This is a genomic window from Amycolatopsis viridis (assembly GCF_011758765.1).
GTDB classification, from domain to species: Bacteria; Actinomycetota; Actinomycetes; order Mycobacteriales; family Pseudonocardiaceae; genus Amycolatopsis_E; species Amycolatopsis_E viridis.
Genome location: NZ_JAANOU010000001.1, coordinates 3,910,045 through 3,934,008 on the forward strand (window position 1 = coordinate 3,910,045; position 23,964 = coordinate 3,934,008).

Sequence of the window (23,964 nt, forward strand, 5' to 3'; positions counted from 1 at the left end):
CCGGCTGCCGGGCCGGGGGGCTATTCCCCGGCGAGGGCGAGCACCGTGCGGGCCTGCTCGAGCATCGCGACGTCGAGGAAGGTGCCGTCGGTCAGGGCGATCGCTCCGACACCCGCCGCGGTCGCGTCGCCCAGCCGGGCCAGCACCTCGCGAGCCCGCGAGACCTCCTGCTCGCTGGGCAGGAACGCGGCGCGGATCGTGTCCAGCTGGGACGGGTGGATCGCCGTGCGGCCGCGGAAACCGAGTGCCCGCCCGGCCCGGCAGGACGCCGCGAGGCCGTCGAGGTCGCGCACGTTCGGGTACGCGGACATCACCGGCGGCACCAGGCGCGCGGCCCGGGCCGCGACGACGACGCGGCTGCGCGCCCAGGCCAGGCCGGCGTCGTCGGTGACGCCCAGGTCCGAGCGCAGGTCCGCCTCGCCCAGCCCGATCGACGCGACCTGCGGCGAAGCCGTCGCGATGTCCAGCGCCCGCTCGACCCCGAGCGCCGACTCGATCAGCACGTGCAGGTCGCGGCCGGGCAGCGCGGCGGCCAGCGCACGCACCTCATCCGGCGATTCGACCTTCGGGATCCGCGCCCCGACCGCGGCCGGCAGGCTCCGCACCGCGTCGAGGTCGGCGGCGTGCCACGGCGTGCTCGCGTGGTTGATGCGGACCTGCACCGGCCGTCCGGCCGACGCCAGCAACCGCACCACGTGCTCGCGCGCCTCGTCCTTGCGGGCCGGGGCGACGGCGTCCTCCAGGTCGGCCAGCACCACGTCGGCCGGCGACGCCAGCGCCTTCTCCACGCGATCCGGCCGGTCGGCCGGCACGTACAACAACGTCAGCGCCGGCGCGCTCATACCGCCCCCTCCGCCCGCAGCCGCGCGATGTCCGCGGCGGAAAACCCCAGCTCGCCCAGCACGTCCGCGGTGTCGGCGCCGTGCGGCCGCCCGGTGTGCGCGATGACGCCGTCGTGGTCGGACAACCGGAAGATCGGCCCCTGCACCAGCGTCGGCCCGAGCTCCGGGTCCTCGATCTCGTGGATCGTGCCCAGGGCCTGGAACTGCGGATCGGCCACGATGTCGGCGGCGTCGTAGATCGGCGCGACCGCGGCCTGCGCGGCCTCGAACTCGGCGATCACCTCGTCCCGGCTCCGCTGCCCGATCCACGCGCCCACGGCCTCGTCCAGCTCGTCGGCGTGCTTCGCGCGCTCGGCGCCGCTGGCGAACCACGGCTCGTCGATCAGGTCCGGCCGTCCGACGAGCCGCATCACCCGCTCGGCGATCGACTGCGCCGACGTGGACACCGCGACCCACTGCCCGTCGCCGGTGCGGTAGGTGTTGCGCGGCGCGTTGTTCACCGACCGGTTGCCGGTGCGCGGCTGCACCGAGCGCAGCTGGTCCCACCGGGTGATCTGCGGGCCGAGCATCGCCAGGATCGGCTCGACGATCGCGGTGTCGACGACCTGCCCGCGCCCGGTCCGGTCCCGCGCCGACAGGGCGACCATGATCGCGTAGGCGGTGGCGAGCGAGGCGATGCCGTCGGCGAGCCCGAACGGCGGCAGCGTGGGCGGGCCGTCCGGTTCACCGGTGGCGGCGGCGAAGCCGCTCATCGCCTCGGCGAGCGTGCCGAACCCGGGTCGTCTCCGGTACGGGCCGAACTGCCCGAACCCGGTGACGCGCGCGAGCACCAGCCGCGGGTTGCGCGCGGACAGCTCGTCGTAGCCGAGGTCCCAGCGTTCCAGCGTGCCGGGCCGGAAGTTCTCGATGATCACGTCCGACCGCTGCGCCAGCGCCAGGAACACCTCACGCCCGCCGGGGCTGCCGAGGTCGGCGGTGATCGTGCGCTTGTTGCGGCCGAGCGTCTTCCACCACAGGTTGACGCCGTCCTTGGCGACGCCGTGGTGGCGCGCCGGGTCGGGCCGGTCCGGGTGTTCGACCTTGATCACCTCGGCGCCCATGTCACCGAGGTGCATCGCCGCCATCGGACCGGCGAACAGCGTGGCCGCGTCGACCACGCGCAGCCCGGCGAGGGCACCCGCACCGGGGTCGCGGGAGACGGTCACGCGGTCACCTCCGGCAGGTCCCAGGCGCAGCGGAACCCGACGGTCGCGCTGCGCGCGAGCCCCAGCCCGGGCAGCAGCAGTTTGACGCTGTAGTCCGGGTCGTGGCGGCCGCCTTCGAGGTACCAGTCCGAGCCTTCCGCGCGGTAATCGCTGCCGCCCTTGAGGATCACGAACCGGGTGCGCCCGTCGGAGTGCTCGCTCTCGGTCCAGTTCCACACCGCCGGTTCGCCGCGGCGCAGCAGACCGGTCTCGCCGGCGAGCTGCCATTCGTCCTCGGTGGGCAGTCGCCCGCCGCGCCACGCGCAGTACGCGCGGGCGTCGTCGAGGTCCACATGGGTCACCGGCGCGCCGGGGTCGGTGTTCCCGGCGAGGAAGCGGTGCGGCTGCGCGGGACGGTAGCCGGTGGCCGCCACGAATTCGGCGAACTGCGCGCGGGTCACCTCGGTCGCGGCGACCGCGACCGGGTTGGCGAGCGCGCCGTCGCGTTGCAGGGTGCGCGCGTCGTGCAGGCGCGGCGGCAACGGCTTCCACTCGTCGACGTACGGCGCGCCCTGGTACATCCCGGTTTCACGGGCGCGGTGGCGCACGGTCAGCACGTACGGCCCGGCCGGCACGACCACCGCGTCCGGCTCGGGTTCACCGGTCGTGCGGACCGGTTCGCGGCGGATCGCGAGGCGGTGCGGGAACCGGGCGTCCGGATCGTGCGGCAGGTCCGGCAGGTCCGCGACCCACCTGGGTTCCTCCGCGGCCCGCAGGAAAGCCGCGATCCCGCGGGCAGGAACCCCGTGCCCCAGCAGGGGTGTGGCACCGGGCACGACCGGGCCGGTGTAGTCCTCCTCGCCCCGGTTCACGACCGTCCACAGTGTCTGGTCGCCGAGGTCCCAGCGCGAGCCGTACACCCCGGCCTCCTCGGCGCCGGGCGCGAGTTCGGCCAGCGGGGTCCACTCCCCGTACAGCAGCAGGTCCCCGGCCGCGCGCTGGACGGTCACCATGCGCCGCACGGTCGCCGCGTCCCGGCGGGACCACCCCACCCACACGCCGAACACGACCTCCCACACCATCACGCCGGCGCCGTTGAGCCACGCCGACTGCAACTCCTCGGTGTGGTCGCGGTGCCAGCGGCGGACGTGGTGCTGCATGTGCCGCCGCTCGTACCAGTGCGCGCGCAGCACGCCGGGCACCGGCGAGTCGGCGAAGAACTGCGCCCACGACGAGGCGTGGTCCTCGATCCGCTCGACCGGCAGCTTCGACTCGCCCTCCAGCACGATGCCCGGCTTGGCGCGTTCCAGCGCCGCCACGAACTCCGGCTCGGCCTTCTTCAACGTGTCGAGGAAGACGCCGTCGGCGCCCAGGTCGGCCACCAGCGCGGCGAGTTCGGCGAGATCGTCGTCCGCGCGGCGGGTGCCCACGTCCCACGGGTTGTAGTCGACGAACACGTGCAACCCGGCGTCGTGCAGGTGGGCGACGAGATCGGTCAGCCCCGGCACGTCGCGGTAGAAGTCCCACTGGTTGCGGTCGTCCAGGCCGATCACCGGGTACGCGTGCCACAGCACCACGGCATCCAGCCCGCCGAACCGCTCCCGGGCGTCGGCGAGGAACCGCTCGGGCGTGAACCGGCCGATGCCGAAGTCGTAGAGCAGTTCGTCCCACAACCACACCTGCGCGACGGTGCGGCAGCGCGCCGCCCAGGCCGCACCGGGACGCTCGTACGCGGCACCGGTGTAGCCGTGGCGGCGGCGCGCGTCCTCGCGCCACTCACGCAGGCGCGCACGCCACGCCGGGCGGTCGGCCGGGTCGGGCGGCCCGGCGAAGATCTTCGCCTCGTCCAGCGCGGCGAGCTGCTCGCCGGTAACCGGGCCGAGCGGGACGCCGGTGGGCCGGTCGATCGGGCGCGGCACCAGCGGATCGAACGTGTAGGTCATTTCGCGCTCTCCTCGGCGACCTCCGCCGCGGTGGGTACGGCGTCCTGCGCGCCGGGACGGGTGACTGCCAGCGCCCCCGCGACCCCGGCAATCCGGGCTGCCTCGGGCAGGGCGAGCCCGCGCGCCAGCGCGGCGGCGAGCACCCCGCAGAACGTGTCGCCGGCACCGGTCGTGTCGACCGCCGCCACCCGCTTGCCGGGGATGCGCACCGGTTCGGCATCGCGTTCGGCGACCAGCGAACCCCCGGCACCGAGGGTGATCACGACCGCCGGCACGCGGTCGAGCAGCACCCCGGCGAGGCCCTCCGGCGAGCCGCCGGTGCGGGCGAGGTCGGCGGCTTCGTGCTCGTTGACGATGAGCAGGTCCACCACGTCCCACAGGTCGGCGGGCAGGTCACGCGACGGCGCGGCGTTGAGTGCCATGACCGCACCGGGCCGCCGGGCCGCGGCGGCCGCGCGCACCACGCCGAGCGGGATCTCCAGCTGCGCGAGCACGACGTCGGCGTGCGCGATCCGGTGCAGCTGCGCGTCGGTCAGCGCCAGGCGGGCGTTGGCACCCGGCGCCACGACGATCGCGTTCTCCCCGTCCGGGGACACGGTGATCAGCGCGGTCCCGGTGGGAGCGTCCACCCGGGACACCAGGTCGGTGCGGACCCCGGCCCGCTCCAGCGACGCCAGCAGCAGTTCCGCGGACTCGTCGGTGCCGAGCGCACCGGCGAACGTGGTCTCCGCGCCCCCGGCCCGCGCGGCGGCCACGGCCTGGTTGGCCCCCTTGCCGCCGGGGTTGCGGCGCAGATCGCCGCCGAGGATCGTCTCGCCACCACCCGGGTGGCGCGGCACCTCGACGACGAGGTCCACGTTGGCCGAGCCGACGACCACGACCTGCCCGGTCATGCGGCACCTCGTTCCACGGTCAGGGCGGCCGTGCGGGCCGCGAGTGCGGTGATGCGCTGGTCCCCGCCGGGCAGGGACGTGGCGATGCGGTCGTCCAGCGGCTTCGCCCATTGTTCCGACACCCCGTGCAGGGCGCCGACCACCCCGCCGACGGTGGCCGCGGCCGAGTCGGTGTCCCAGCCCGCGGTGACGGCGATGGACACGCTGGGGCCGAACTCGCCGCCGCCGCGGGCGAGGGCGTAGGCGATGACGGCCGCGTTGTTCAGCACGTGCACCCAGTGCAGGTGGCCGTAGGCGGCGTGCAGCCGGTCCAGCCCGTCCCGGGGCTCCAGATCCGCCAGCGACCGTCCGAACCGGACCGCCGCCGCCAGCCGGCTCCCCGGTGGCACCACGGTTTCCGCCGCATCGAGCACCTCGTCCACGGTGTCGCACACCATGGCCGCGGAGGCGAGCGCGGCGGCCCACATCGCGCCGTAGACGCCGTTGCGGGTGTGGCTCAGCCGCGCGTCGGTCCACGCCATCCGCGCCGCCGCACGCACGTCGCCGGGCGAGACCCAGCCGAACACGTCGGTGCGGATGAGCGCGCCGATCCACTCGCGGAACGGGTTGTGGTGCGTGGCCGTCTCGGGCACCGGGCGGGCGTCGAGGATGTTGCGGTAGGCGGCGCGTTCCGCGGTGAACACCCGGCCCGCGGGCAGGTGGTCCAGCCACAGCTGGGCCACGTCGTCGGTGGTGAACCCGCGGCCGTGCCGTTCGAGCAGGGTGAGCGCGAGCATCGGGTAGTTGAGGTCGTCGTCCTCCGGCATCCCGTCGATGTTCTCCTCGAGCGAGGTCGGGGCGGAGCGCCGGTTCCACGGCCACCGCCGCGCCACCTCGTCCGGCAGACCGACGGCGGTGAACCAGCGGTCGAGCGGCCAGCGGCCGGTGGCGCGCAGGATCTCCTCGATGCCCTCACGCGGGATCTTCTCCACCGGCTTGCCGAGCAGGCACCCCGCCGCGCGGCCGGTCCAGGCACCGAGCACCCGGTCCCGGCCCGCGGGCAGGTCCGGCGCAGGCGGCAGCAGCGCGACGATGGCGTCCCAGTCGTCCGGCTCCGCCGCCGCGGGCGGGACCGGCAGCGCGGCCAGCTCGCCGAGCAGGTCACGGGCCAGCGCGCGCAGCTCCGGGGTCGCCGGGTGCGGTCCGGCCCCGCTCACCGCGGGCACCGGGTCACCTCCCGCCGCGACCCAGCGGTCCCGGATCGCGCCGGTGTCCCGGCCCTCCGCGGCGGACTGCACCAGCTCGTGCGCCAGCAGGTCCTCCGGCTGGGCCCAGGTCAGCCTCACGACCCCTCCTCCGTCCGCCGCGGCAGCGGCACCGATCCGGCGGGCACCGGCTCGCCCGCCGGATCGGCCGCGCCGGTGACGATCACCGGGTTCTCCCAGTCGAGCCGCACCGTCACGCCGCCCTCCTCACGCGCCCCCAGCTGACGTCGTCCCTCACGCCTGCTCCAGCGCGTCGAGGGTGCGCAGCCGCGCCAGCGCGCGCTCCCGGTCGGCCTTGAGGATGTCCGCCGCCGCGGACGCCATCAGCCGCCCGGTCTCGCGGAGATCCATCCGGCTCGCCTCACCGATCGCGTCGACCCACTCGGCCGGCACCACCGCGGTACCGCCGAGACCGGCGCACAGCGCGCCGGCCATGACAGCGATCGAGTCGGCGTCCCGGCCGTAGTTCACCGCGCCGAGCACCGCACCGCTGTAGTCGCCGCGGTGACCGAGGACGAACCCGAGCGCGGCCGGCAGCTCCTCGATCGCCTTGGTCCGCGACGGGCGCCGCGCGTCCAGCGACATCTGCCGGTAGTGCGGCCCCACCGAGTCGAAGGGCGCCACCGTGTCCCGGATCAGCCGGGCCAGCGCACGTTCCTCGTCGTCGGTGACCGGGGCGGTGGTCCAGCCGTCGAACGCGTCCGCCACGGCGCGCAGCGCGGCCGCGGTGCCGTCGTGGGCGACGTCCAGCGCCGCGGCCACCACGTCGGCGACCCCGGCACCGGGAGCGACCGACGCCGCGACCATCGCCGCGAACACGCCGGCCGCCTCCCGGCCGTAGCTGGACTGGTGCGCACCGGTCAGGTCGATCGCCTCGGCGTAGGCACCGCGCGGGTCCCCCGCGTTGGCGAGCCCGACCGGCGCCACGTACATCGCCGCGCCGCAGTTGACCACGTTGCCGACCCCGGCCTCCCGCGGGTCGACGTGCCCGTAGTGCAGCCGGGCGACGATCCACTTCTCCGCGAGGAAGACGCGCTGCAGCAGCAACGCGGTCGACTCCAGCTCGGGCACCCACCTGGGTTCGCCGATCATCAGCGGAACCAGGTCCTCGGCCATCGCGTACGCGTCGAGGTGCGCGCGGCGCTTCGCGTACACCTCGACGAGCGCACGGGTCATCAGGGTGTCGTCGGTGACGTGCCCGTCCCCCTTGTGGTACGGCGCGATCGGCCGCGCCTCCCGCCAGTCCGGGAACCACGGACCGACGATGCCGGTCACCCGGCCGCCGTGGCGTTCCTCGATCTGTTCCGGGGTCCACCCCTCGGTGGCGCCGCCCAGCGCGTCCCCCACGGCCGCCCCGGTGATCACCGCCACCGCTCGGTCTTCCAGCCAGGTCACCGGCTTCACGATTCCCTTCTCAGATGGTCGAAATGTCCTGCGTCCGCAAGCACCGCCCGAAGCGGCGGAGCCGTTCGCGCCGCTCGGCGGCCGGCACCGCCACGCAGGTCATCAGGACGGTGTTCACCGGTTGATGGAGTTCCAGCCGTCGGTGAGAGCCTTGGACAGACCGGCCGCGTCCAGCTGCTTCGCGAGGAACTTCTGGTACGCCGGGGTCGCGACGGTGTCCTTCCACTGCGCGTACTTGTCGACGAACAGGTACGGCGCCGAGGTGAGGTACTGGCCGGAGGACAGGATCTGCTTCCAGCCGTTCTGCGCGCCGAGCTTGGTGGTGAGCGCCTGGCGGGCGGAGGTGGTCGCCGGGATCAGCGTGTCGGCCTCGTTGAGCGCGGCCAGGTTCTCGGTGCTGGTGAAGTACTCGAGGAACTCGGTGGCCTCCTTGACGTGCTTGGAGTCCTTGCTCACCGACAGCGTCTGCGGGTTGGCGGCCTGCGCAGGACCGGCCGGGCCGGCCAGCGTCGGCAGCACGACCCAGTCGAAGCCCGCGGGCGCGTCCTTGGCGATGTTCGCGGCCTGGAAGGAACCCTGGATGGTCATCGCGGTCTGACCGGCGTAGAACGGGGCCAGCGCCTTGGCGCCGGACTGGGTCAGCGTGACCGGCAGGATCGAGTTGTCCTGGTGCGCCATCGCGTCCACCAGCTGCGGCAGCGCCATCTCACCCTGGCCGACGTTGATCTTGGCGTCGGTGCCGGTGCCGTCGAAGTACTTGCCGCCGAAGCCCGGGGCGAGCGCAACCATCGCGGCGGTCGGGCTGGACAGGCCCCAGCCGAGGCCGTAGGCACCGTCGCGGGTGGTCGCCTTGGCGATGTCGCGCAGCTGGTCCCAGGTCATCGTGTCACCGCTCGGGATGGTGACACCGGCCTTGGCCAGCAGGGTCTTGTTCGCGAAGACCACATAGGACTGGAGCTCGGTCGGGTAGGCGATCACCTTGCCGTCCACGGTGACCGAGTCCAGCACGCCCTTGGGAATGTCGGCCTTCTTCTGCTCCGACAGGTAGGGCGTCAGGTCGGCGAGGTAGCCGTCCTTGGCGAACGGTGCGACCCCGGCCGCCTCGTAGTGGATGATGTCCGGCGCGCTGCCCGCGTTGAACTGGGTGACCAGCTTGTCGTAGACGCCGTCCCAGCCGGCCGGCACGACCTCGACCTTGATGCCGGGGTGGGCCTTGTTCCAGTCGTCGACGATCTTGCTCGTCGCCGCGATCGCCGCGGGCTGGTCGGACAGGGACTGGAACTTCAGGGTCACCGGACCGCCGCCACCACTGTCACCGCTGTCGCCGCCGCTGGAGCACGCGGTGAACAGCAGGCTCGCGGCCGCCGCGAGCGCGGCCACCACCACACGTCGAGACTTCATTGACCGACCTTTCGTTTTTCCGGGGTTCATCCCTTCACCGCCCCGGCCATCAGCCCACTGGTGAGCCTGCGGCGCAGGATGGTGAAGAAGACGATGCTGGGGATCGCGGCGAGCACAGCGCCCGCGGCGAGTGGTCCGAGGGCCACCTTGCCCTCGCCGCCGATGAACATGTTCAGCGTGATCGGCAGGGTGTAGTTCTCCGGCGACTGCAACAGCACCAGCGCGAAGAAGAACTCGTTCCACGAGGAGACGAAGCTGAACATCGCGGTGGCGACGATGCCGGGCGCCAGGAGCGGGAAGACGATGCGGCGCAGCACGGTCCAGCGCCCGGCGCCGTCCATCGCGCCCGCCTCCTCCAGGTCGACCGGGATCGCGGTGACGTACCCCTGCAACATCCACAGCGCGAACGGCAGCGTGTAGGTGGTGTGCACGAGCGTCAGCCCGGCGAGGCTGTCGGCCAGCCCGAGGGTGCGCAGGATCAGGAACAGCGGGAGGATCACCAGGACCACCGGGAACACCTGGGAGGTCAGGATCCAGCCGACACCGGCGGCGCGGATGCGGCCCTTGAGCCGGGCGAGCACGTAGGACGCCGGCAGCGCGATGAGGATCACCAGCGCGGTGGACACCAGCGCGACGACCAGGCTGTTGCCCGCGGAGTGGACGAGGCCCTGGCGGTCGAGGGCGTCGGCGTAGTTGTCCCACTGCCACTGCCGCGGCAGCAGGTTGACGCTGAGCGAGTTGAGCTCGCCGGAGGACTTCACCGAAGCCGAGATCAGCCACAGCAACGGGAAGCCGAGGAACAGGATGTAGGCGGCCAGTGCCAGGTACTGGGCGGGACGCAGCAGTGCACGCATCGTCGTCACCGCCCCTGCCCGGCGCGGTCGTCGCGGAACTGCGACCGCAGGTAGACGGCCAGCAACGCGACGACGATGATCACCAGCACCAGGCCCATCGCGGCCGCGTAGCCGATGTTGCGGTTCTTGAACGCTTCGAGGTAGATGAAGAGCACCGGCACCATGGTCTTTCCGCCCGGCCCGCCCGCGGTGAGGACGTAGACCAGCGAGAACGAGTTGAAGTTCCAGATGAAGTTCAGCGACGTGATCGAGGCGACGATCGGCCGCAGGCTGGGCCAGGTGACCGCGGTGAACCGCCGCCACGCCCCCGCCCCGTCCACGGACGCGGCCTCGTGCAGGTCCTGGGGGATCTGCTGCAACCCGGCCAGCAGGGTGACCGTGGTCTGCGGCATGCCGACCCACACGCCGACGACGATCACCGCGGGCAGCGCCGTGGAGAAGTCGCCGAGCCAGTTGATGTCGTCCGGCAACCCGATGCTGCCCAGCACCGCGTTGAGCGGGCCGCCGTTGGCCGAGTAGATCATCTGCCACATGATGGCCACGACGACCGGCGGCATCGCCCACGGGATGAGCGCGAGCACACGGGTCAGGCCCTGCAGGCGCAGGCCGGAGTTCAGCAGCAGCGCGAGACCCATCGACGCGGCGAGCTGCAGGACGGTGACACCCACCGTCCAGATCAGACCGATCCGCAGCGAGTCCCAGAAGAACGAGTTGCCGAGCAGCTTGGTGAAGTTGTCCACACCGGCGAAGCCGTAGTCGGGGTGGCGCACCAGGCGGGCGTCGGTGAAGGCCAGGGCCAGGCCCATCACCAGCGGCGCGACGCTGAGCACGAGGATCGGGATCAGCGACGGCATCACCAGTGCGATCGCCTCGCGGCGGCGGGAGCGCGCCAGGGTGCCGGTGCGGCGGTTGCGCGGCGCCGGGGCGGGCGCGGGGGCGCGGGTATCCGCGGCGACGGTCATCGCCGACCTCCCTCGGTCAGCCCGCCGGCGGCGGGAACGGTGGAACCCCGCACGATCAGCTCCGGGCCGACCGTGACCTGCCGGGCGTCCTGGTCCGGGTCATCGGCGAGGCTGAGCATGAGCCGCGCGGCAGCTCGCCCGCGCTCGGTGGAGCCGAGGGACACGCTGGTCAGGGTGGGGTGGAAGACGCGGCCGAGCTCAGTGTCGTCCATGCCGGTCACCGCGATGTCGCCGGGCACCGACAGGCCCAGCTCGCGGATGGCGTGGATGGCGCCGATGGCGAGCAGGTCGTTGGCGGCCACGACGGCGTCCAGGCGGTCCGGGGCGCTTGCGAGGAGCCGCCGGGCGGCCAGCAGCCCGGCGGCCACGGTGAAGTCCTCCGCGATCTCGACGGTGTTGCCCGGGCCCGCGGCGGCGTCGAACCCGCGCTGGCGGGCCTCACCGGGGGTGGTGTCGAGGGGACCGTTGAGGAAGCCGAGCTTGCGGCGGCCCAGTTGCCGCAGGTGCCGGACCGCTTGACCGATGCCACCCGCGGAGTCGGTGGAGACGGAGCTGATGCCGTGGGCGTCCAGGGCACGGCCGATGACGACGACCGGGACGGCGGCGCGGGTGATCTCCTCGATGAGGCGGTCGTCGGTGCGCAGCGGGCTGATGATCATGCCGTCGACGAAACCGCTGTTGAGGCTGCGCACCAGTTCGGTGGTCGAGGTCGAGGTGTCGCCGGTGCTCATGACCACCACGCGGTACCCGTGCGGGGCGAGCACCTCGTGGATCGCGCGCATGGTCTCGACGTAGACCGGGTTGCCGATGTCGGCCACCGCGAAGGCGATCTGGAAGGTCTTCTTCATCCGCAGCGAGCGGCCGATGGCGTCCGGGCTGTAGCCCAGCTCCTCCGCGGCCGCCCGGACCCGCTCGACCATCGCCGGGCTCGCCCCGGTGCCGTGCAGGGCGCGCGAGGTCGAGGCCAGGGACACCCCGGCTCGTTCGGCCACCTGCAGCAGCGTGGCCCGTGTTGACGTCATTGGCACTCCGTCGTCGTCCGTCGCCTGGAAACGTTTCCACTCCGCCCGGTGGAGGGGCTGGAAACGATTCCAAGCGGTGTCCGGAATAGTGACACTCGCCGGGCGAGGTGTCAATACCCGGAGTATCGGAAGACGTTGCCCACGGCATCGCCGCAGGTCACGGCACGTTCCGTGCGGCGGTCGCGCGCCCGGGCGCCGGCCCCCGCGTTACCGGAAGGCGTCTGCGTGGCCGGTGGCCCACTGCTCGACCGTGCGGGGGCGGCCGGACGGTCGCCTCGGCCAACCTGCCCCCGGCGCGGAACTGCGCGAACGCCTCGACGTACTCGGGCGACCGGGATCGATGTAGGTAGCGTCATCCAGTGCCACAGTGCCACGGCGAGTTCCTGCTTGAGCACCTCGATGACCACGAGGCTGAGCGGCTACTGCTACGTCGTCGACGGTCGGTGCGGCCTGGATTCGGCCGATGACCTGGGAGCCCACGGGGTTGGCTGGGGCGCTAGCATTCTTTTTGTGCACTGGGGACGACTTCGCGCGCGCGGCTCCCGCCCGGCATGTTTGCTGCTGGCAGCGTTTCTGACCTGGACACTGACAGCCTGCTCCACGGGTTCGGACGCGGTCAGCCAAGGCGGCAATTTCGAATTCGTTTCCCCGGGAGGCAAGACGTGGCTTTCCTACGCCCCGGGTGAACGCAAGTCCGTGGGTGTGCTCTCCGGGCCGAGCGTCACCGATCCGAACTCGGAACTTTCCACATCCGACTACGCCGGCCGCGTTCTGGTCCTGAACGTTTGGGGATCATGGTGCCCGCCGTGCCGCACAGAAGCGCACGCTCTTCGGAGACTTGTCGATACGACCGCATCCCAAGGTGTCAGCTTGCTGGGCATCAACGTGCGCGACGACCAAGACGCCGCCAGTGATTTCATGGCCGGCTACAGCCTGAACTACCCGTCAATATTCGATGAAACCGGCAGGATCTTACTCCGATTGCGCGGAATCCCCCTGTCCGCGGTGCCCGTGACACTCATCCTGGACAAACAACAACGGGTTGCCGCGGTGTACCTCGGCGCCGTCCTGGAGACGGATCTCATGCCAGTGCTGCAACAGGTACTGGCAGAGTCCTGATCCGCACAGTTGGGCCGCCCCTGTCCGGAGTCGGAGACCCGGGACAGGGGCCGTTCGGCTATCCGTTCCACAGAACCCAGAGTTCCACCCGGGTCGGACTGTAGTTGATGCACACGTAATCTCGCCACAGCCCTCGACGAACTCCGTCATCCCCCTTCGCCACACAGGAGTACACGTCCCCGAACGTCGAGTGGTAGTCGAAGCCAGGCGGGCCGCCGTCGGTTACCGTGGAGACGACGGTGCGCGCCTCGGAAGCCGCCACCGTCGCCGCGCTCGTCGACACTGGGGCAAAAACCGCCATTGCCAGCACAGCAATGGCCCCCAACGCAATTTTTAGAGCTCTCAATTCCCCACTCCCCAATACTGGAATAGAAAGTCCGAGCGTTGCAACACGAAGAAACATTCACCCTGGGATCACCAGAAAAGCGTCACGCCACCCGGCCATTCAAGGGTTACATTATTTCACCTTTCACCTCTACCGCCATTGGGGTGAATACTAAATTCTCCCGGCCTTTGAATACCGGGTTCCTCTTGGGTTTCAACTGATCAAACTGAAGGTCATCTTCCGGGCCGTAGTCGCGGAGCTCCGGAGGATCTGCGTGGCAGCCGGGCCGACGAGGTGCTCATGCGGTCGCACTGGCCGATCACCAGGACGTGTGCGAGGTGGTGCGACTCTCCCTCGCCGCCCCCCGGATTCCGGTGCGGCCTTGGACAATACAGCTTGTGAAGAAGATCGGTTTCCTCTCGTTCGGCCACCACCAGCCCGGCACCCCGACGCCCACGGCCGCCGACGCCCTGCGGCAGATGGTCGAGCTCGCCGTGGCCGCGGAGGCACTCGGCGTCGACGGCGCGTTCCTGCGCGTGCACCACTTCGCGCCGCAGTTCTCCACGCCGTTCCCGTTGCTCGCCGCGATGGCCGCCCGCACCGACCGGATCGAGCTGGGTACCGCGGTGATCGACATGCGCTACGAGAACCCGCTCTACCTGGCCGAGCAGGCCGCCGCCACTGATCTGCTGAGCGGCGAGCGCCTGCAGCTGGGCATCAGCCGCGGCTCCCCGGAACCGGCGTTGCACGGCGCGTCCGCCTTCGGCTACGTCCCGGCGGACGATGAGACCGACGCGGATATGGCGCGCCGGCACACCGCGATGTTCCGCCGCGCGCTCTCCGGTGCCGCCGTCGTGCGCGCCGATCCGCAGATGACCGGCCGTCCCGGGATGCTCGCCGTCCAACCCAGGTCGCCCACGCTGGCGGAGCGGATCTGGTGGGGCAGCGGCACCCGCGCCACCGCGAAGTGGACCGCCGAACAGGGCCTGAACCTGATGAGCTCCACACTGCTCACCGAGGACACCGGGGTACCGTTCGACGAACTGCAGGCCGAGCAGATCCGGATCTTCCGCGAGGAGTGGGCGCGGCAGGGCCACCTCCGCGAGCCGCGGGTCTCGGTCAGCCGCAGCGTCATCCCGATCACCACCGACACCGACCGGCGCTTCTTCGGGCGGGAACGGGACAGCCGGGACCAGGTCGGGTACCTCGACGGCGGGACCGCCCGGTTCGGCCGCACCTACGCGGGCGAGCCGGAAGTCATCGCGGAGCAGCTCGCGGCGGACGCGGCCGTGCAGGCCGCGGACACGGTGCTGGTCACGGTGCCGAACCAGCTCGGCGTCGGGTACAACACCCATCTGCTGGAGTCGATCGTCCGCGACGTGGCACCCGCCGCCGGCTGGCGCTGAACCGCACGCCATCGCGCCCGGGACGCCGGAGCGGACCGGGTCAGAACTCGCGCAGCGCCTCCGCGAGCCGTCCCGCGTGGTGGGCCGCGACGAGCGTCGCCGCGACGTCGCGCAGTTTGATGTTGGCCTGCTGGGACATCCGCTTCAACGCGGCGAGCGCCTCGTCCGCGGTCTGGTTGCGGTGGCGCATCAGCAGGCCCTGCGCCTGGCCGATCACGGTCCGCGTGCGCAGGGCCGTCTGCACGTGCCCGAGCAGCCGCAGGTTGTCCTGGTAGATCGTGTGGTTGTCGAACGCCACGCCCGCGTGCAGCGTGAACAGCAGCGCCAGGTCGTGCGAGTCCTGACCGAAGCGGCCCGGCTCGGCGGACAGCACGCTGAACGCCGCCGCCGACTCCTTGCCGGGCAACGGCAGGGTCAGGCAGCTGCCGAAGCCGTGCCGGCGCAGGTGGTCGGCGTAGGCGGGCCACCGGTCGTCCGCGGCGGTGTCGTCCAGCCGCCGGGGCTCGCGGTAGGTCAGCGCCTCGCCGACCGGATCGGGGACGGGCACCGGCAGGTCCGGCAGCGGTCTGCCCGCGGTGGCCACCACCTCCGCCGCCCCGTCCGCGGTGGTCACGGTGATCGCGGCGCGGTCGCATCCCGGCAGCAGCGTGACGGCCCGTGTCACGTACCGGGTCAGGGTGGCGGTGACGTCGTCGTCGTCCACCAGCCTGCCGATTTCGGCGAGCTCCTCGGCGATCGTGATGACCTCCGGAGCGGTGAGGACCGTTTCGCTCATGACACCTCGTCTCGTCGGCGAGGCACCGGCGGACGCGACCCGGTGTCCGGTCCTCGTTCCGCCAGCCTAACCGCGCCATGGGGTAGGCTCGGGCGCGTCACGGTTATACAAGCAGCTGTGGCTCGCCCTTCTGTCGATGCGAGGCGGCGCGCGGTGCCGCGCTCCGTCCCCCGAGCGAGCCCGAGGTTGCTGTTGTCCCAGACCGTTCCCTCCCCCGTGGCCGGCCGAGCCGGCGCCGTCGTGTCCTTCCGGCGACCAGGAGATTGCGTGACCAGCCTGAAAGTGGAGTGGACCTACCGGCCCTGGGCGCTCGTCGTCACGGTGACGGGTGAAGTGGACGCGGGCACGATCAGTCAGCTGCGCGACGGGATCGAGGCGGCGCGGGCGGGCGCGCCGGTGCCGCCGCCCGCGGTGGTGCTCGACCTGACCGGGGTCGGGTTCATCGGTTCCAGCGGGCTCGCGCTGCTGGTCGAGGTGTCCGAGGAGTGCGCGGCGGCCGGGCAGGAGCTCACGCTGGTGTGCGCGAGCCGGCCGGTGCTGCGCCCGCTCCAGCTGACCGGTCTCGATCAGGTGTTCACCATCACCGGGACCCTGCCGCCCGCGCCCTGACCGATCACTCCGCTCCCTCCGCGGTGAGGTCCTCCGGCTCGACGGCGTGCCCGGTGTGCTCGGTGACGAACCGGGCGGAGATGGTGTGCAGCTTGACGTTCTCCCGCTGGGACTGCCCGACCAGGAGCTGGAACGCCTCGTCGGCGGTGATCCGCCGGGCGGCCATCAGGATGCCCTTGGCCTGCTCGATGACACCGCGGGTGCGCAGGGCGGCACGCAGGTGCCGCACCTGTTCCTGGGTGCGCAGCGCGCGGCGGGACAGGCTCAGCACGGCGTCGACCACCGTCGCGTACAGCTCCAGGTACTTCTGGTCGACGTCGTGGAACCCGTGCTCGCCGAAGCCGAACAGGTTGATCGCGCCCATCGCCTCGTCCCGCACCTGCAGTGGCGAGGCCAGGTAGCTCGCCACTCCGTGCCCGGCCGCGACCTGCACGAAGCCCGGCCACAGCTGCCGCGCGGTGCTCACCGCGACCCGGACGACCTGACCCGTGCGCGCCGCGCGCAGGCAGGGCCCGTCGTCGTCGGCGTACTGGGCCTGGTCGATCAGGGCCGCGCGCTCGTCGGTCGCGGCGACGGACCGGGCACCGGTGCCGTCCAGCACGGTGATGGAGGCCATGTCCGCCCCGGGCACCACCCGGACCACCTGCTCGCACACCACACGCAGCAGGACGCCGAAGTCGTCGGTGTTCCCGACCGTGCCGGCCAGTTCCTCGAGGGCACTGGTCACCTCGTCCAGGTGCTCCAGCTGGTCCGCCACACCGTCGCTCATCGTGGTCCTTCCGTACCGCAGCCGACCGGGAACGAGCGGCGATGACAGCACCGGACCCGCGCCCGGTCGCTGTGTGCTCAACAACCCGGCCGATATTACCCGGCGCCGGCGGGTGCCCTGGTCAGACGGCGGCCGCCATCGCGAGCGCGGTCAGTTCTACCGAGCGCACCCGGTCGGCGACGTCCTGGGCGTGGTGGGCGAGGATCAGTTCGTCGGCCTGGGCTTCGGCGGCGAAGTCCGCCAGGTAGGCGCGCACCTCGTCCGGGGTGCCGACCGCGGTGTAGCGGGTCATCGCCGCGAGGCCCCGGCCGCCGGGCGAGGCCAGGAACGCGTCGATCTCCGCGTCGGTGAAGTTGGCGCCCGCGCGGCCCTGCGCCAGCATGGCGCGGGCACGGGCGCGGTAGGCCACGGTCCGCTGGGCCTCGGCCTCGTCGTGGTCTTCGGCCGCGAACGCGTTCGCCCCGGCGATCACGTACGGCTCGGCCAGCTGCGCGGAGGGCTGGAACCGCTCCCGGTACAGCGCGACGGCCTGGTGCAGGGCGTCCGGGGCGAAGTGCGACGCGAACGCGTACGGCAGCCCGAGCTGCGCGGCCAGCTGCGCCCCGAACAGCGACGACCCGAGGATGTAGAGCGGCACCACGCCCTCGGCCCGCGGCACCGAGCGCACACCGTGCACGGCCTTGCCGCTGAGGTACGCCTGCAGCTCCAGCACGTCCTGCGGGAAGGAGTCGGCGGAGGACGGGTCGCGCCGCAGCGCCACGGTGGTCTGCTGGTCGCTGCCCGGCGCGCGCCCGAGCCCGAGGTCGATCCGCCCGGGGAACAGCGTCTCCAGGGTGCCGAACTGCTCGGCGATCACCAGCGGCGAGTGGTTGGGCAGCATGATCCCGCCCGCACCGAGGCGGATCGACGAGGTGTGCTCGGCGACGTGCCCGATCAGCACGCTGGTCGCGCTGGAGGCGATGGAGGCCATGTTGTGGTGCTCGGCGTACCAGACCCGCCGGTAGCCGCTGCGCTCGGCGGCCTGCGCGAGCGTCACGCTGGCCGCGAAGCTCTCCCGCGCCGTCTGGCCGGGCGCGATCGGTGCGAGGTCCAGGACGGACAGGACTGGGGACATGACGGCTCACCTTTTCTGCGTCACGGGTGGCGCGGCGCCGGAATCCTTCGACATATCGCTATTTTCCGAAATTACGCTCGCCGCCGGAACGTCCGCACCATGACACCGCTCACGGGCCCGCGGCCCGTGAGCAGTGCGCACCTCAGGCCAGCGCGCGCAGCCGGGGCAGCACGTCCTCGGCGAACTGGGTGAGGAAACGTTCCTGGTCGTGGCCGGGACCGTGGAAGACGAGGTGGTTCAGGCCCGCGTCCAGGTACGGCTTGATCTGCGCGACCGCCTCGTCCGGGTCGGACGCCACGATCCAGCGCTTGGCGACCTGCTCGATCGGCAGCTCGTCGGCCAGCCGTTCCATCTCCTCGGCCGAGGAGACCGAGTGCTTCTGCTCCGGGGTCAGCGACAACGGCGCCCAGAACCGGGTGTTCTCCAGCGCGGTGGCGTGGTCGCGGTCGTAGGACATCTTGATCTCGATCATCTTGTCGATGCCCGCCACGTCCCGCTCCGCCGCGGCCGCCCCCTCCGCCACCGCCGGCATCAGCTTGTCGGTGTAGAGCTCCATGCCCTTGCCGGAGGTGCAGATAAACCCGTCCCCCGCGCGGCCGGCGTACTTCGCGACGACCGGGCCGCCCGCGGCCACGTACACCGGGACCGGCTGCTCGGGCCGGTCGTAGATCTTGGCGTTGACCAGCTGGTAGTACTCGCCGTCGAAGGAGACGTCGTCGGTGGTCCACAGCTCGCGCATGAGCGAGATCGCCTCCCGCAGCCGGGCGAACCGCTCCTTGAACTCCGGCCACTCCCGCCCGGACACCGCGATCTCGTTGAGCGCCTCACCGGTGCCCACCCCGAGGATGACCCGGCCACCGGACAACAGCGACATCGTCGCGAACGCCTGCGCGATCACCGCCGGGTTGTACCGGAACGTCGGGGTCAGCACGCTCGTGCCGATCTGCACCCGGCTGGTCCGCTCCGCGACCGCCGACATCCACGACAGGGCGAACGGCGCATGCCCGCCCTCGTGCCGCCACGGCAGGAAGTGATCCGACACCATCACCGAGTCCAGGCCCAGCTCCTCGGCCCGCACGGCGTACTCGACCAGATCACGCGGACCGAACTGCTCCGCCGACGCCTTGTAGCCGACCTTCAGACCCACGTCTCGTCCTCCCTCACTGGTTGCTCCCCCACTCAACCTACTGCGCCCGGGAGGAATTCCTCAGCCGCGCGGGTCCGGGAACTGGTCGTGGCACCGCTCGGAGGTGATCTTGGGCGCGCGGCGAACTCGCGGTGGACCGCGACGGCCTAGCGCGGCTCGCTCACGGCAGGACCATCAGGCGGCGTGCCTGGACCACGGCCTCGTGGCGGGTGTGGGCGTCCAGTTTGCGCATGGCGGAGCCGAGATACGCCTTGACCGTCTCCCTGGACAGCGACAGGCGTTCCGCCACCTCGGCGTTCGTCCGGCCGAGGGCCACCTGGGCGAGCACGTCCATTTCCCGTGTGGACAGTCGCACGCGCGGCTCCGGCACCGGCCTGCCCTCGCCGAGGTCGGCGAGCCGTTGCGCGGCGGCGTAGAGGCGGCGGCGCGCTTCCGGGTCCGGCAGGGCACCGGCGATGGCCCGCAGCTCGGAGTGCACCGCCCGCAGCTCCTCGCGGCTGGCGCCCGGGGACAGCGAAGCCGCCCGGTTGGTCAGCTCGTCGCGGGCGGCCAGCTCGCGGGCCAGCCGCTTGCCGGACTCCATCAGCGCGTCGCGGACCCGGTCACCGAAGGTCACCGGCCGCCGGACGGCCCCGTAGAGCACGCCGCGGCACCGGCCTGCCGTCTGCACCGGCACGGCGATGACCGACGCCAGCCCTTCGGCCAGCACCGGGCGGTCGTAGTCGTGGGTGATCGTGCGCGCGGAACCGTAGTCGTTGACCGTGATCGGCCTGTTCTGCATCAGCACCCGGCCGCCCATACCGACGCCGGGCAGGACGTCCAGGTTGTGCAGTGCCGTGGTGCGGGTACCGACGAACCCGGACAACCGCAGGCGGCCACCGGACACCTCACCGCCGAACACGACCGGCAGGCCCGCGGCGCGGGCGGCCCCGGCCAGCTCGACCTGCAGGACCGAGCGGGCGTCAGACATCGGCGTCCGTCCTCCTCGAACCACACCATCGTCGGTTGCCCCACGGTACCGGCGTACCCAGGGCACGTCGATACCGGCGCGGCGGAGCTACCCCCGGACGGGGGTAGCCGCCCGGCCCGGCCGTCACCCTCCCGCCGGGGCCGTCACCCGCTCCGCACGCCCGCGCAGGTGCTCGGGTTCGGCGATGAACCGGGCGCCCACCACGGACAGCAGGCACAGCACCCCGCACACCACGGCGATCGGCCAGGTCTGCCCGCCCGAGGCGGTGGTCAGCGCGGCCGCGACGAACGGGATGCACCCGCCGACGATCGCGCCCGCGATCTCCCGGGTGAAGGTGACCCCGGTGTAGCGGTAGCCGACGGGGAACAGTTCGGACATCATCGTCGCCTGCGACGCCAGCGTCAGGTCGTTGCAGAGCGTGTAGAGCAGCACCAGCGCCGCCCAGATCACCACCGGCGTGCCGGTGTCGAGCAGGAAGAAGAACGGGTAGAACAGCAGCGCCGCCGCCGTCGCGCCGGTGATCATCACCGGACGGCGGCCGAACCGGTCGCACAGCCAGCCCGCGGTCGGCACGGTGATCACCTTGAGGGCGTTGGCGATGACGATGCCGAGCAGGCCGACCCAGGCCGCCGTGCCCACCCGCTTGGACAAGTAGCTCAGCGCGTAGACCGAGGGCAGGTAGCTGATCACGTTCGGTGCGACGGAGATCAGCATGCCGGGAAGGATTTTGCGCCCGGAAGTGGCGAACAACGCCCGCAACGGCGCCCTGGTGTCGTGCCCGGCCGCCTTCGCGCGGGTGAACTCGGGACTGTCCGGCACCCGCAGCCGCACGATGATCCCGGCGACGCCGACCAGGCAGCTCAGCAGGAACGGGATCCGCCAGCCGTAGCGGGCGAAGTCAGCATCGGACATCAGCGCCGAGGTCAGGAAGAACACCCCGGTCGCCACCAGCGAGCCAACCGCGTTGCCCAGCGTCGGCGCGGCGGCGTTGATGCCGCGCGCCCGGGTCGCGGCGTGCTCGGCGGACAGCAACATCGCGCCCGCGTACTCGCCGCCCGCGCCCAGCCCCTGCACGACCCGCAGCAGCACCAGCGCCACCGGCGCGAACACCCCGGCGGTGGCGTAGCTGGGCAGCACCCCGATCAGCGTCGAGGCGACGGCCATCACCATCAGCGTCACGAACAGCATCGTCCGGCGCCCGACCCGGTCACCGAGGATGCCGATGATCACGCCGCCGACCGGCCGCGCGAAGAACCCCACGGCGAACGTGGCCAGCGACGACAGGGTCGCGACGGCCGGATCGCCGGAGGGGAAGAACACCTGCGGCAGCACGAGAGCGGCGGCCGTGCCGTAGAGGGAGAAGTCGTACCACTCCAGCGCCGTGCCCACGGTCGAGCCGACCGTGGCCCGGCTGATTCCCAGTCTCATCGCAGACCCTTCGTTGCGTCTGGGGAACGTCTACATTAACGTTCATGTTGGCGACAGGCTACGAGTTCGCTTTCGCCTAGGTCAAGGGATGGAGACCCAGTTTTGACCCCCATGAACGTTAATGAGACGGCGTTGTCGAAGTACAACCCGCTGCCGCGGGTGCTGTGCTTCGACACCTTCGACACCACCACCCACGGCTGGACCGAGCTGCTCGGCAACTACGACGGCCGCGGCGACCTGGACACCGTTGACGACCACATGCGCGACTTCCGCCCGCCGCAGCTGTCCTCGTGCTCGTTCTTCGACGTCGGCACGCACGGGACGCTCAGCGGAAACTACGCCCTCAAGCTCGCGACCCGCCCCTACCCCGGTCACACCGCCACCGGCATCCGGCGACTGACCATGGCCGGCCGCGGCCGGGTCCGGATCGAGACGCACTTCGCGTTCAAGGCCGAGGCGACGGTCGGGCACGAGGCGCCCGCGTCGGTGGCCTGGGACGGCAACCGGCACCCGTCGGAGGCGCAGTTCGGTGCGTTCACGGTGGCCACCGACATCTGCTCGGACGGCGGCGTGCGCTACCACAACGTCATCCGCTACCAGAACACCAACCTCGACGGCGAGATGACGAACCGGTGGATGTACCCGGTGGTGCCCGAGCCCACGCCGCGCGACCACCAGGAAGGCAAGTTCGCGCTGCCCTACGCCGCCGACTTCACCGCACCGGACCCCGACGACTGGCGGACCTTCGGCGAGCCGCTCGAGATGTGCGTCAACGAGGTGCCCACCAAGATCAACTGGCACTACCTGCGGTGGGACATCGACACCAGCACGAGGTCCAATGTGGAGTTGCAGCTCAACGACCGGGTGATGGACATGCGTGACGTGCCGGTGCCGCTCTACCCCGACCGCTACGGCACGCTGGACAACCTGCTCAACTTCTACTTCTCCGTCCGCACGCACTGCGGCATCCGCAATTTCCTGTTCCTGGACTCGATCCTGATCTCGGTGGACTGGTGAGGCACGACATGCGCTCGACGATGACGGCGGTCCTGGAACGCAACACGGTGGTCCGCGAGGACTTCGCGACCGAGCCCTACGAGCTGCCCTGGGCGCAGGAGGCCCGGTTCTTCGTGCAGGCGCTCGAGGTGGACGGTCCGCTGACCTTCCGCACCGAGATCTCCCCCGACGGGCTGCACTGGTGCCCGCTGGACGACGCCGAGCACGGCATCGACTCCCCCGGCCTGATCAGCTGGCCGGTCCACGCGTTCGGGCAGTGGCTGCGGGTGCGCTGCACGGTGGGTCCGGGCGCGGCTGGCAAGCTGCGCATCTATCTTGTTGGCAAGGGTTGAGCCGGAGGTCGGTCGGTGGTGCGCGCTCGGCGGGTCACGTTGCGTGACGTGGCGGACAGGGTCGGGCTGTCCGCGAACACGGTGTCACGCGCGCTGTCGGGCAAGGACCAGGTCAGCGAGGCCACCCGGGAGATGATCGTGGCCGAGGCGCGGCGGCTGGGCTACGTGCCCAACAGCCACGCCCGGTCACTGGTCTCCGGCACCACGATGGTGCTCGCGCTGGTCATCACCAACCCGTCGAACCCGTTCTACGCCGCGCTGATCTCGGCCGTGGAACGGCAGTGCCGGCTCGCCGGGTACTCGGTACTGCTGCTGGTCACCGAGGAGAACGAGGACAACGAGGAACGCGCCGTGCAGCAGCTGCTGCGCTTCGGCGTGGACGGCGTCCTGGCCGTGCCGATCCAGCAGCGGCCGGGCGCGTGGGCGGAGCTGACCGCCGCCGGGCTGCCGGTCGTGCTGCTCAGCCGGGATATCCCCGAGCTGGGGTTCGACTTCGTCGGCACGGACGTCGAACAGGCGGTGTCCGACGCGGTGGCGCGGGTGGCCGGGCCGGACCCGGGTCCGGCGTGGCTGTTCGAGGAGGACCTGGAGATCAGCACGGTGGCCGCGCGGATCGCCGGGTTCCGGCGCGCCCTCGGCGGCGATTCGCTGGTGCTGAAGGTGCCGGGCCACCGCACCCGGGACGCGGCGCTGCCGTGGCGCCCGGACGACGCCTACCGGCTGGCGGCCGGGCTGATCACCCGGGAGCACCACCCGGAGCTGGTCGTGACCGGCAACGACTACTTCGCGCTCGGCGTGTACAAGGCGATCCGGGAGTGCGGCCTGACGGTGGGCGGCGACGTGCGGGTGGTGGGCTACGGCGACCACCCGTTCGCCGCCTACCTGGAGCCGGGTCTGACCACGATCCGGCTGCCCGCGGACGACGTCGGCACCGCCGGGGTGGACCTGCTGCTGCGGCGCATCGCCGAGCCGGACCGCCCCCGGGAGACGGTGCTGCTGAGCGCGACGCTGGTGGCACGGGATTCGGCGCGGGTGCCGGCCTGATCTTGCCCGGGCCGGAGCTGCCGGCGAAGGCTGCTCCGGACCAGATCTTGGGCGGGTGCGGTCCGGGGCGTGGCCGGTTGGCGTGCGTGCCCGGGTCGGCAGGTCCGGTCCGTCGCGCCGAACGGCACGGGAGGCACGGCCGGGCGGTGCCGGGCCGGGG

At 71.8% G+C, this 23,964-nt stretch carries 22 protein-coding genes; 6 read left to right on the forward strand and 16 right to left on the reverse strand.

The features are described 5' to 3' along the window. Positions 1-20 precede the first annotated feature (20 nt). From FHX46_RS19405 to FHX46_RS19450, 10 genes are all read right to left on the reverse strand, one after another. A complete protein-coding gene (locus FHX46_RS19405) occupies positions 21-842 on the reverse strand; it encodes an HpcH/HpaI aldolase/citrate lyase family protein (RefSeq protein ID WP_167116986.1) in 822 nt (273 codons plus the stop codon). After that, positions 839-2,047 (reverse strand): CaiB/BaiF CoA transferase family protein, encoded by a 1,209-nt coding sequence (locus tag FHX46_RS19410; protein ID WP_167116989.1) that lies wholly within the window; start codon positions 2,045-2,047, stop codon positions 839-841. Before FHX46_RS19410 ends, FHX46_RS19405 begins: the two co-directional genes overlap by 4 nt. Continuing rightward, entirely contained in the window at positions 2,044-3,969 is a 1,926-nt protein-coding gene (locus tag FHX46_RS19415) for an SUMF1/EgtB/PvdO family nonheme iron enzyme (protein ID WP_167116992.1), read from the reverse strand. Before FHX46_RS19415 ends, FHX46_RS19410 begins: the two co-directional genes overlap by 4 nt. Then, a complete protein-coding gene (locus FHX46_RS19420; protein ID WP_167116995.1) occupies positions 3,966-4,862 on the reverse strand; it encodes a ribokinase in 897 nt (298 codons plus the stop codon). The genes FHX46_RS19415 and FHX46_RS19420 overlap by 4 nt, the downstream gene beginning before the upstream one ends. After that, on the reverse strand, positions 4,859-6,187 hold the full coding sequence (locus tag FHX46_RS19425; RefSeq protein ID WP_167116998.1) for an ADP-ribosylglycohydrolase family protein: 1,329 nt from the start codon (positions 6,185-6,187) through the stop codon (positions 4,859-4,861). The genes FHX46_RS19420 and FHX46_RS19425 overlap by 4 nt, the downstream gene beginning before the upstream one ends. Before the next feature lie 153 nt (positions 6,188-6,340). Beyond that, the gene (locus tag FHX46_RS19430; RefSeq protein ID WP_167117001.1) at positions 6,341-7,510 is read right to left on the reverse strand and encodes an ADP-ribosylglycohydrolase family protein; all 1,170 of its coding nucleotides are present in this window, start codon (positions 7,508-7,510) and stop codon (positions 6,341-6,343) included. Positions 7,511-7,624: 114 nt separating this feature from the next. Beyond that, entirely contained in the window at positions 7,625-8,911 is a 1,287-nt protein-coding gene (locus tag FHX46_RS19435) for an ABC transporter substrate-binding protein (protein WP_167117004.1), read from the reverse strand. Positions 8,912-8,937: 26 nt separating this feature from the next. Next, positions 8,938-9,765, reverse strand: a complete 828-nt coding sequence (locus FHX46_RS19440; RefSeq protein ID WP_167117006.1) for a carbohydrate ABC transporter permease — start codon at positions 9,763-9,765, stop codon at positions 8,938-8,940. A 5-nt stretch (positions 9,766-9,770) separates the two neighbouring features. After that, positions 9,771-10,727 (reverse strand): carbohydrate ABC transporter permease, encoded by a 957-nt coding sequence (locus tag FHX46_RS19445; protein ID WP_167117009.1) that lies wholly within the window; start codon positions 10,725-10,727, stop codon positions 9,771-9,773. After that, positions 10,724-11,749: a LacI family DNA-binding transcriptional regulator gene (locus tag FHX46_RS19450; RefSeq protein ID WP_167117012.1), complete on the reverse strand. Its 1,026-nt coding sequence runs from the start codon at positions 11,747-11,749 to the stop codon at positions 10,724-10,726. Before FHX46_RS19450 ends, FHX46_RS19445 begins: the two co-directional genes overlap by 4 nt. Positions 11,750-12,148: 399 nt before the next feature. Here FHX46_RS19450 and FHX46_RS19455 point away from each other — a divergent pair, with 399 nt between their 5' ends. Then, positions 12,149-12,868 carry a TlpA family protein disulfide reductase gene (locus FHX46_RS19455; RefSeq protein WP_167117014.1) on the forward strand — a complete coding sequence of 240 codons (720 nt, stop codon included), beginning with the start codon at positions 12,149-12,151 and terminating at the stop codon, positions 12,866-12,868. 723 nt (positions 12,869-13,591) lie between these two features. Continuing rightward, the gene (locus FHX46_RS19460) at positions 13,592-14,599 is read left to right on the forward strand and encodes an LLM class flavin-dependent oxidoreductase (protein WP_167117017.1); all 1,008 of its coding nucleotides are present in this window, start codon (positions 13,592-13,594) and stop codon (positions 14,597-14,599) included. Positions 14,600-14,639: 40 nt separating this feature from the next. Here FHX46_RS19460 and FHX46_RS19465 read toward each other — a convergent pair whose 3' ends face one another. After that, positions 14,640-15,374, reverse strand: a complete 735-nt coding sequence (locus FHX46_RS19465) for a GAF and ANTAR domain-containing protein (RefSeq protein WP_167117020.1) — start codon at positions 15,372-15,374, stop codon at positions 14,640-14,642. A gap of 267 nt (positions 15,375-15,641) precedes the next feature. Between FHX46_RS19465 and FHX46_RS19470 the strand changes: the two genes are divergently transcribed. Continuing rightward, positions 15,642-15,983 carry an STAS domain-containing protein gene (locus tag FHX46_RS19470; RefSeq protein WP_167117023.1) on the forward strand — a complete coding sequence of 114 codons (342 nt, stop codon included), beginning with the start codon at positions 15,642-15,644 and terminating at the stop codon, positions 15,981-15,983. Between the two features lie 4 nt (positions 15,984-15,987). On the opposite strand, the gene FHX46_RS19475 is transcribed toward FHX46_RS19470, so the two are convergent. From FHX46_RS19475 to FHX46_RS19495, 5 genes are all read right to left on the reverse strand, one after another. Next, entirely contained in the window at positions 15,988-16,752 is a 765-nt protein-coding gene (locus FHX46_RS19475; protein WP_167117026.1) for an ANTAR domain-containing protein, read from the reverse strand. A 121-nt stretch (positions 16,753-16,873) separates the two neighbouring features. Next, positions 16,874-17,866 (reverse strand): LLM class flavin-dependent oxidoreductase, encoded by a 993-nt coding sequence (locus FHX46_RS19480; protein ID WP_167117028.1) that lies wholly within the window; start codon positions 17,864-17,866, stop codon positions 16,874-16,876. A 142-nt stretch (positions 17,867-18,008) separates the two neighbouring features. Further along, a complete protein-coding gene (gene fgd / locus FHX46_RS19485) occupies positions 18,009-19,013 on the reverse strand; it encodes a glucose-6-phosphate dehydrogenase (coenzyme-F420) (protein ID WP_167117031.1) in 1,005 nt (334 codons plus the stop codon). A 160-nt stretch (positions 19,014-19,173) separates the two neighbouring features. Continuing rightward, positions 19,174-19,983 carry a helix-turn-helix transcriptional regulator gene (locus FHX46_RS19490; protein ID WP_167117034.1) on the reverse strand — a complete coding sequence of 270 codons (810 nt, stop codon included), beginning with the start codon at positions 19,981-19,983 and terminating at the stop codon, positions 19,174-19,176. Positions 19,984-20,106: 123 nt separating this feature from the next. After that, a complete protein-coding gene (locus tag FHX46_RS19495) occupies positions 20,107-21,411 on the reverse strand; it encodes an MFS transporter (RefSeq protein ID WP_167117037.1) in 1,305 nt (434 codons plus the stop codon). 111 nt (positions 21,412-21,522) lie between these two features. On the opposite strand from FHX46_RS19495, the gene FHX46_RS19500 reads away from it, so the two are divergent. From FHX46_RS19500 to FHX46_RS19510, 3 genes are read left to right on the forward strand one after another with little or no spacing between them, the layout of a single operon-like run. Beyond that, positions 21,523-22,428, forward strand: coding sequence for a DUF6772 family protein (locus FHX46_RS19500; protein WP_167117040.1), 906 nt, complete (start codon positions 21,523-21,525; stop codon positions 22,426-22,428). Next, entirely contained in the window at positions 22,425-22,760 is a 336-nt protein-coding gene (locus FHX46_RS19505; RefSeq protein ID WP_313886192.1) for a hypothetical protein, read from the forward strand. Before FHX46_RS19500 ends, FHX46_RS19505 begins: the two co-directional genes overlap by 4 nt. Positions 22,761-22,808: 48 nt before the next feature. Next, positions 22,809-23,804 (forward strand): LacI family DNA-binding transcriptional regulator, encoded by a 996-nt coding sequence (locus FHX46_RS19510; RefSeq protein WP_313886193.1) that lies wholly within the window; start codon positions 22,809-22,811, stop codon positions 23,802-23,804. Positions 23,805-23,964: the final 160 nt, after the last annotated feature.